Genomic DNA, 6296 nt, shown 5'->3' with positions numbered 1-6296 from the left:
GATGCTCTATCCAGCTGAGCTACGGGACCATTGGTCAATATCTTATTTCGATCACTCTTGTGACCGTCCCGCCAATGCGGGATGCGCTAATCCAGCTGAGCTACGGGACCCATGGTCAATATTTTATTTTGATCACTTTTGTGACCGTCCCGCTAGTGAGGGATGCGCTATCCAACACAGCAGCTGCATCAAGGTTTTACCAAATAGTGCGAAGGCACATATTAGAAAGAGTGTACTGACTATAACAATAAGGCATCTTTCTCAGCAAAACCTCCGTCGCATTTCTATGGTGATCAGAACTTCAAAACGAACCATTCAAAAATAAAAAAACCGAACCAAAGGTCCGGTTTTTTGTCGGGGTGGCAGGATTCGAACCTGCGACCTCCTGCTCCCAAAGCAGGCGCGATAACCGGGCTACGCTACACCCCGCGATATTGCTTTCCAAATGCGGCTGCAAATATCTGTTTTCAATTTTCAAAAAACAAGCGAAATACTAGTTAATTTAAAAATAAAAACGATGGCGGAGAGACGGGGATTCGAACCCCGGCAACGCTTACGCGTTGACAGATTAGCAATCTGCTCCATTACCACTCTGGCACCTCTCCAAATCTGTGTAAGACCGTACGTTTTTGAACGCGGATGCAAATGTAACTTTTTGTTAGTATACAAACAAACAAATAGCTTCATTTTTAGTAACCCTGTAGTTGGAAACTTTCCACGCTACGAACTAAGGCTAAAAAGCCTTTGATTCCATGGAGTTGTCGCCTAACCGCTCTGATGCCCATGTGCATTATATTACCTACATCTCCATTTTTCAGAAGAAATTATTCCGGATACGCTACACGAAGATGGTAAATATTGTTGAGTTTTTTCTTGAGGATTTTTTTAATGACCTGAATCTCTTTCAAGGTAATATTTGCATTCAGAAATTGTCCGGTTTCCATTTGCTTATCAATAATGTCTTCCACAAATCTGTCAATTTTAAGAGAAGAAGGTTCTTTTAAACTCTTACTAGCCGCTTCCACACTGTCGGCCATCATTAAGATAGCTGTTTCCTTACTAAAAGGGATAGGCCCCGGATATCGAAAATCGTCTTCATTCACTTCGCCTTGTTCGTCTAATTCTTTCTTGTAAAAGAAATAAACCAAGCTAGTGCCATGATGCGTCCGTATAAAGTCGATGACGCGATCTGGAAGATTGTTCTTTCTGGCGATTTCAATCCCATCGATAACATGATTTATAATAATAGCAGCGCTCTCCTGAGGCTGCATTTCCTCTAATGTATTTATAGAATTGACTTGATTTTCTGTAAAGAAGGTAGGATGCAACATTTTGCCAATATCGTGGTACAGTGCTCCTACCCGCACCAACATGGCATTAGCACCAATCTCATTGGCGGCTGCTTCCGCAAGATTTGCAACATTCAAAGAGTGATGAAAGGTGCCGGGAGCCTTATTCGATAGCTCTTTAAGCAATTTACTGTTCGTATCACTTAGTTCCAATAGAGAGACATCAGAAACCAATCCGAATAACTTCTCATACAAATAGATGAGCGGATGCGCAAATAAGGTTGCGAGTCCGCATAACACAAAATATCCAAAATTCTCCCAATCAAGGAGGTTGATATTTCCTTCCTGAATAATGAAAAAAGCAAAGTATCCAACAATATAGATCAAAGTGATTTGGCCAACCGAGATAAACAGGTTGGCGCGCTTGTACAGTTCCGAAATCGTTAAAATCGTTACAATTCCCGCGATGATCTGTAAAAACAGATATTCAAAGCTGTTGGGAACCATGAACCCTAATAATAGTAGGGTGAGTACATGGACGAACAATCCTAATCTCGGATCAAAAAAGGCTTTTAGGATAAGCGGTAAAATGCATAAGGGCACCACGTACACGTATTTCGCATCTAACTTCACTACCATGGTAGTGAGAAATACCATCAAAACGATATTAAAGAAAATGAAGGTAACCTTTGTATTGTTCTCGTAGATAATGCTTCGGTATTTTTTCAGAAACAGAAAAAGCATTAAAAAAACCAAGGCGATGAGCAAGGCGTACCCAATGATCAGCCAGGAATAGTTAGACTGACTCCAAACTTGAGATTGGTACTCGCCCTTTAGCGAGTTTAAGATCTGAAACTTATTTCCTTCCACCACCTCTCCTTTGGCGATAATGCGTCCGCCTCGTTCTACGATACCTCGATTGGGATTAATGGCTTCAATATCGGCTGCAATCTCCTCCTCCGTAAGTTTGTTGTTTAAAGTTACATTCGGAACTGCCGCCCTATCTATAATCGTGCGGAGTAGCGCCTGGACAGTCTCGGAAACATCGCCTGTGCGGTTGTCGATAACCGTTTTGAGGTTCTCTTTAATAAAGAATTGAGAAAAGGTGTGTTCTTCAATTTCATTTCCTTTCATCAAATACACTAGTCGATCGGCTTCATAAGAATGGACTTCATCGAGAATTCCCTGGCGATAAAAAGCCGTTAAGAGCGCTTCTCCTCTTCGTTGCACTTCACTTTTGCTCAGATTGTAAATGCTGTCAACAAAGGTGGCATTCAATAACTTTTTGAATTGCTGTTCGGCATTCGTGGGTATGTCACTGTTGTATTCAAAATAAGGAATGGCGTTGTCGCGTATTTCCTCACGTTCTTTGGCCAGGGTCTCGTCATCTTTCTTAATGGTAAAACTAAATGGCGCATACAGGTTTTCGTATTGCCAGGGTTTGCCTTTCTGAAAGTTGTATTTGAATTGACCTCCCTTCGGAAGCAAATAAAGAATTAATAGTGTTGCCCCGACAAATAGAAATATCTTGTAAATATTGGATTGATTTCGGGTGAAGAAAGTAAAAAATGAATTCATACGTCTAGCAACGAAATGTAAAGGTATGATAATCGCTTCAGTATTCCCAACAGTGCTAAATAGATTGTTATTTTGTCTTTAAATACGTAAATTCGCAGCTACTATAAAGAGCGGGTTGATCCCCATTAAAATTTAATTTTCAGAAAACTAAATAGCATGAGCAAAGAAGTTGTTATCGTTTCCGCAGTACGTACCCCTATCGGAAGTTTTATGGGAGGATTATCTTCCTTGACTGCAACACAATTAGGAACGGCAGCCATAAAAGGCGCTTTGGAAAAAATTTCGTTAGCTCCTTCTGAAGTTCAGGAAGTGTACATGGGGAATGTGGTACAAGCAGGTGTGGGTCAAGCCCCGGCTCGTCAAGCCGCGTTAGGAGCAGGAATTCCAGAAACCGTTCCGTGTACCACCGTTAATAAGGTGTGTGCCAGTGGTATGAAAGCGGTGATGCAGGCAGCACAAGCGGTAGCGCTTGGAGATGCCGATGTGATTGTGGCTGGAGGTATGGAGAGCATGAGCAACATTCCACACTATGTTCATTTGCGCAACCCTCATAAATTCGGACCTAAAACCATGGAAGATGGCATGCAGAAAGACGGACTCGTAGATGCGTACGATCAAAACGCCATGGGCGTGTGCGCTGATCTGTGCGCCACCGAGCACAACTTTTCTAGAGAAGATCAGGATGCTTTTGCCATAGAATCCTACCAACGCTCTGCCAAAGCTTGGGCCGACGGAAAGTTTTTGGACGAAGTGGTTCCTGTTTCGGTACCGCAACGCCGAGGAGAACCTGTAATCGTTTCTGAGGATGAAGAATTCAAGAATGTAAAAATGGATAAGATCCCGCAGTTGCGTGCCGCCTTTTCTAAAGAAGGAACCGTAACTGCCGCTAATGCTTCCACGATTAATGATGGTGCCGGCGCGGTTGTGGTGATGAGTGCCGAAAAGGCCAAAGCACTTGGATTGACGCCACTATGCACAATTCGCGGCTATGCCGATGCGGCGCAAGAACCGAAGTGGTTTACCACGGCTCCGGCCAAAGCACTTCCCAAAGCCCTAGGGAAAGCTGGGGTTTCAAAGGAGGAGATCGATTTCTTTGAATTTAACGAGGCGTTTTCTGTCGTGGGATTGGCAAATATGAAACTACTGAATCTTGATAGTAGCAATGTAAATGTAAATGGCGGAGCCGTGTCCCTTGGGCATCCTCTCGGGTGCAGTGGCGTTCGGATTCTCATTACATTAATTCATGTCCTCAAACAGCATAATGCGAAACTAGGCGCTGCTGCTATTTGTAATGGTGGTGGTGGTGCTTCGGCCATGGTAATCGAGCGTAAGGCCTAATCCCTCTTTTCTCAACGATGCAATACGGTATTTGCTTTTTATCGATCGTCCCGTTGCGGCTGGAACCGGCAGATACCAGCGAGATGGTGACGCAAGTATTGTATGGAGAATGTTTTCAAGTATTGGAGACGCGCAAAAAATGGTGCCGAATTCGGTTGTCATTCGACCGATACGAGGGATGGATCGATCGCAAGCAATTTAATTTTTTGTTGGAAAGTAAGTACCAAGACTGTCTTTCTGTTTCTAGACAGATCACGTCAGACCTGGTTTCGTATATCACTACCGAAGAACAACAACTTATGGTACTTCCTATGGGAAGCGAGGTACAACATACCACCTTATTGAAGCATCAGCATGAAGGAGGCAAGGTTCAGCAGGTGATGCCAAAGGCACATTTAATTGAAACAGCACTACTCTATTTAAACGCGCCGTATCTTTGGGGAGGAAAGACTCCCTTTGGGATCGACTGTAGTGGTTTTACTCAGATGGTATACAAGCTAAATGGTTACGAACTCTTACGAGATGCGAGTCAGCAAGCGACACAGGGAGAACCTTTAAGCTTTATAGAGGAAAGTGAACCCGGCGATTTAGCATTTTTTGATAACAAAGAAGGGGCAATTACGCATGTGGGCATCATTATGAAAGATAATTATATAATCCATGCGCATGGGCACGTCCGCATTGATCGATTGGACCATACCGGAATTTTCAATTACGAGCGACGCGCGCATACACATCAACTCAGGGTAATAAAACGAATTGTATAAAAAAAACCGAAGCGATCTGCTTCGGTTTTTTCTTTATAAAGTGTTTAAGCTATTTCCCGCCCTCTAAAGAATCGAGTTTTGCTTTCATTTCCTTGAACTTATCATCTTGTCCAAGCTGGCTGTAAATGTTCATGAGGGTTCTTACCAATTCAGGATTATCTCCTCGTTGTGCTACGGCCGCTTCCAGATATGGAGTAGCCTGCATGTAAAGCTGTTTCCGTTGTTCTTTCAATTCGTCATAGCGCTTGTTATCGGCAGCTGAAGTTCCTAAGTTGTTCATCTCTTCAACGATAGCGCTTTCTTTCGATAGAATTAATGCGGCCACATTGATTTTAGCATTCAAGTAATTAGGATCTAATTCTAGCGCTTTTTTGTAGTATTCCATGGCTTTGTCGGTTTCGCCACGCTGTGCCGTCCCCACGCCTAGGTTGTAATACAATTCAGGATTATTGGGGTCAGAAGCAATTACTTCCTCCATTAATTCTCCGTAGCGCTCCATATCTCCCATCTTATAGGCAAGATCTGCTTCAGCACGAATCAATCCGGTATCGTCTGGATTTTCAGCACGTGCTTCTTTCATCATAGCTAGGGCTTCATTGTCTTTTCCTTGAGAAATAAGGATTAGCGTTATTTTAGATAAAATGTCACCGCGAAGCGATTCTGAATACACCTCTTTTGGATTGGTATGTTGCTTTGCCAACACACTCATTTTACGCTCATTCTCATTATTGAACTCGTCTTCTTCACCAGTCTCTACATTGGTTGCCACCAAGCGCTTTCTGATTCCGGTAAAACCAAGTTCATATAAGGTTTGAAAATATCCAAGGGCTTGATCGTAATCCTTTGCGTTTACGGCATTATTCGCTGCGTAGTATAGATCTGACGTATCTCTTTGCGTAACCATATAGCTGGTGTAGAGCTTATCGGCCGCCATCTTGTACTGTTGAGAATTCTGATCTGCTACGGCGCTATTTACCAAGGCAGCACGTAAATTCTGAAGTCCGGCATCCAACCGAGCTTTCGCTTCCTCGTCAGATGGGTTCATTTCATAGGCCATTTTGAACGACTCTGCGGCCGTCTTCATTTTAGCATAGTTTGAATCGCCCGCGTCGGCCAAATAGACTTCTCCTTTGACGAGATAGAAATCAACTTTATCTTCCTCATCAGCGGAAGCCATCATGCCTTCTGCTTCTTTTACATATTCCATCGCCTCCGCGACATCACCTTTATCAATGGCACGAGTGGCTTTTCGTATTTCTTTGGATTGACCGAACATTGCAGTACTCATGGCAAAAATTCCAGCCAAAAAAAGTAACTTTTTCAT

At 43.1% G+C, this 6296-nt stretch carries 4 protein-coding genes and 2 tRNA genes; 2 read left to right on the top strand and 4 right to left on the bottom strand.

The features are described from left to right. Positions 1 to 354: 354 nt before the first annotated feature. The 3 genes from PO830_RS14045 to PO830_RS14035 all read right to left on the bottom strand — a co-directional run bounded on the left by PO830_RS14045 (position 355) and on the right by PO830_RS14035 (position 2867). Positions 355 to 429, bottom strand: a tRNA-Pro gene (locus PO830_RS14045). 89 nt (positions 430 to 518) lie between these two features. Continuing rightward, positions 519 to 605: transfer RNA gene (locus PO830_RS14040), tRNA-Ser, on the bottom strand. A 219-nt stretch (positions 606 to 824) separates the two neighbouring features. Further along, entirely contained in the window at positions 825 to 2867 is a 2043-nt protein-coding gene (locus PO830_RS14035; RefSeq protein ID WP_272854204.1) for an HD family phosphohydrolase, read from the bottom strand. A 156-nt stretch (positions 2868 to 3023) separates the two neighbouring features. Between PO830_RS14035 and PO830_RS14030 the strand changes: the two genes are divergently transcribed. Together PO830_RS14030 and PO830_RS14025 are read left to right on the top strand one after the other, a co-directional pair. After that, on the top strand, positions 3024 to 4205 hold the full coding sequence (locus tag PO830_RS14030; protein ID WP_272854203.1) for an acetyl-CoA C-acyltransferase: 1182 nt from the start codon (positions 3024 to 3026) through the stop codon (positions 4203 to 4205). A 17-nt stretch (positions 4206 to 4222) separates the two neighbouring features. Continuing rightward, on the top strand, positions 4223 to 4972 hold the full coding sequence (locus PO830_RS14025) for a C40 family peptidase (protein ID WP_272854202.1): 750 nt from the start codon (positions 4223 to 4225) through the stop codon (positions 4970 to 4972). Positions 4973 to 5021: 49 nt separating this feature from the next. Here the strand turns inward: PO830_RS14025 and PO830_RS14020 are convergent, their stop codons facing one another. Further along, a complete protein-coding gene (locus PO830_RS14020; RefSeq protein ID WP_272854201.1) occupies positions 5022 to 6296 on the bottom strand; it encodes a tetratricopeptide repeat protein in 1275 nt (424 codons plus the stop codon).

This window comes from Altibacter sp. HG106 (assembly GCF_028561755.1).
Classification (GTDB): Bacteria; Bacteroidota; Bacteroidia; order Flavobacteriales; family Flavobacteriaceae; genus DFVG01.
Note: the sequence above shows the minus strand (reverse complement) of the source record. Positions and strands in the feature narration are given on the sequence as shown.

Bases quoted from the DNA above. Each gene is read 5' to 3' on its own strand.
- PO830_RS14025 (WP_272854202.1), top strand. From the start codon at position 4,223: ATGCAATACGGTATTTGCTTTTTATCGATCGTCCCGTTGCGGCTGGAA.
- PO830_RS14035 (WP_272854204.1), bottom strand. From the start codon at position 2,867: ATGAATTCATTTTTTACTTTCTTCACCCGAAATCAATCCAATATTTAC.
- PO830_RS14030 (WP_272854203.1), top strand. From the start codon at position 3,024: ATGAGCAAAGAAGTTGTTATCGTTTCCGCAGTACGTACCCCTATCGGA.
- PO830_RS14020 (WP_272854201.1), bottom strand. From the start codon at position 6,296: ATGAAAAAGTTACTTTTTTTGGCTGGAATTTTTGCCATGAGTACTGCA.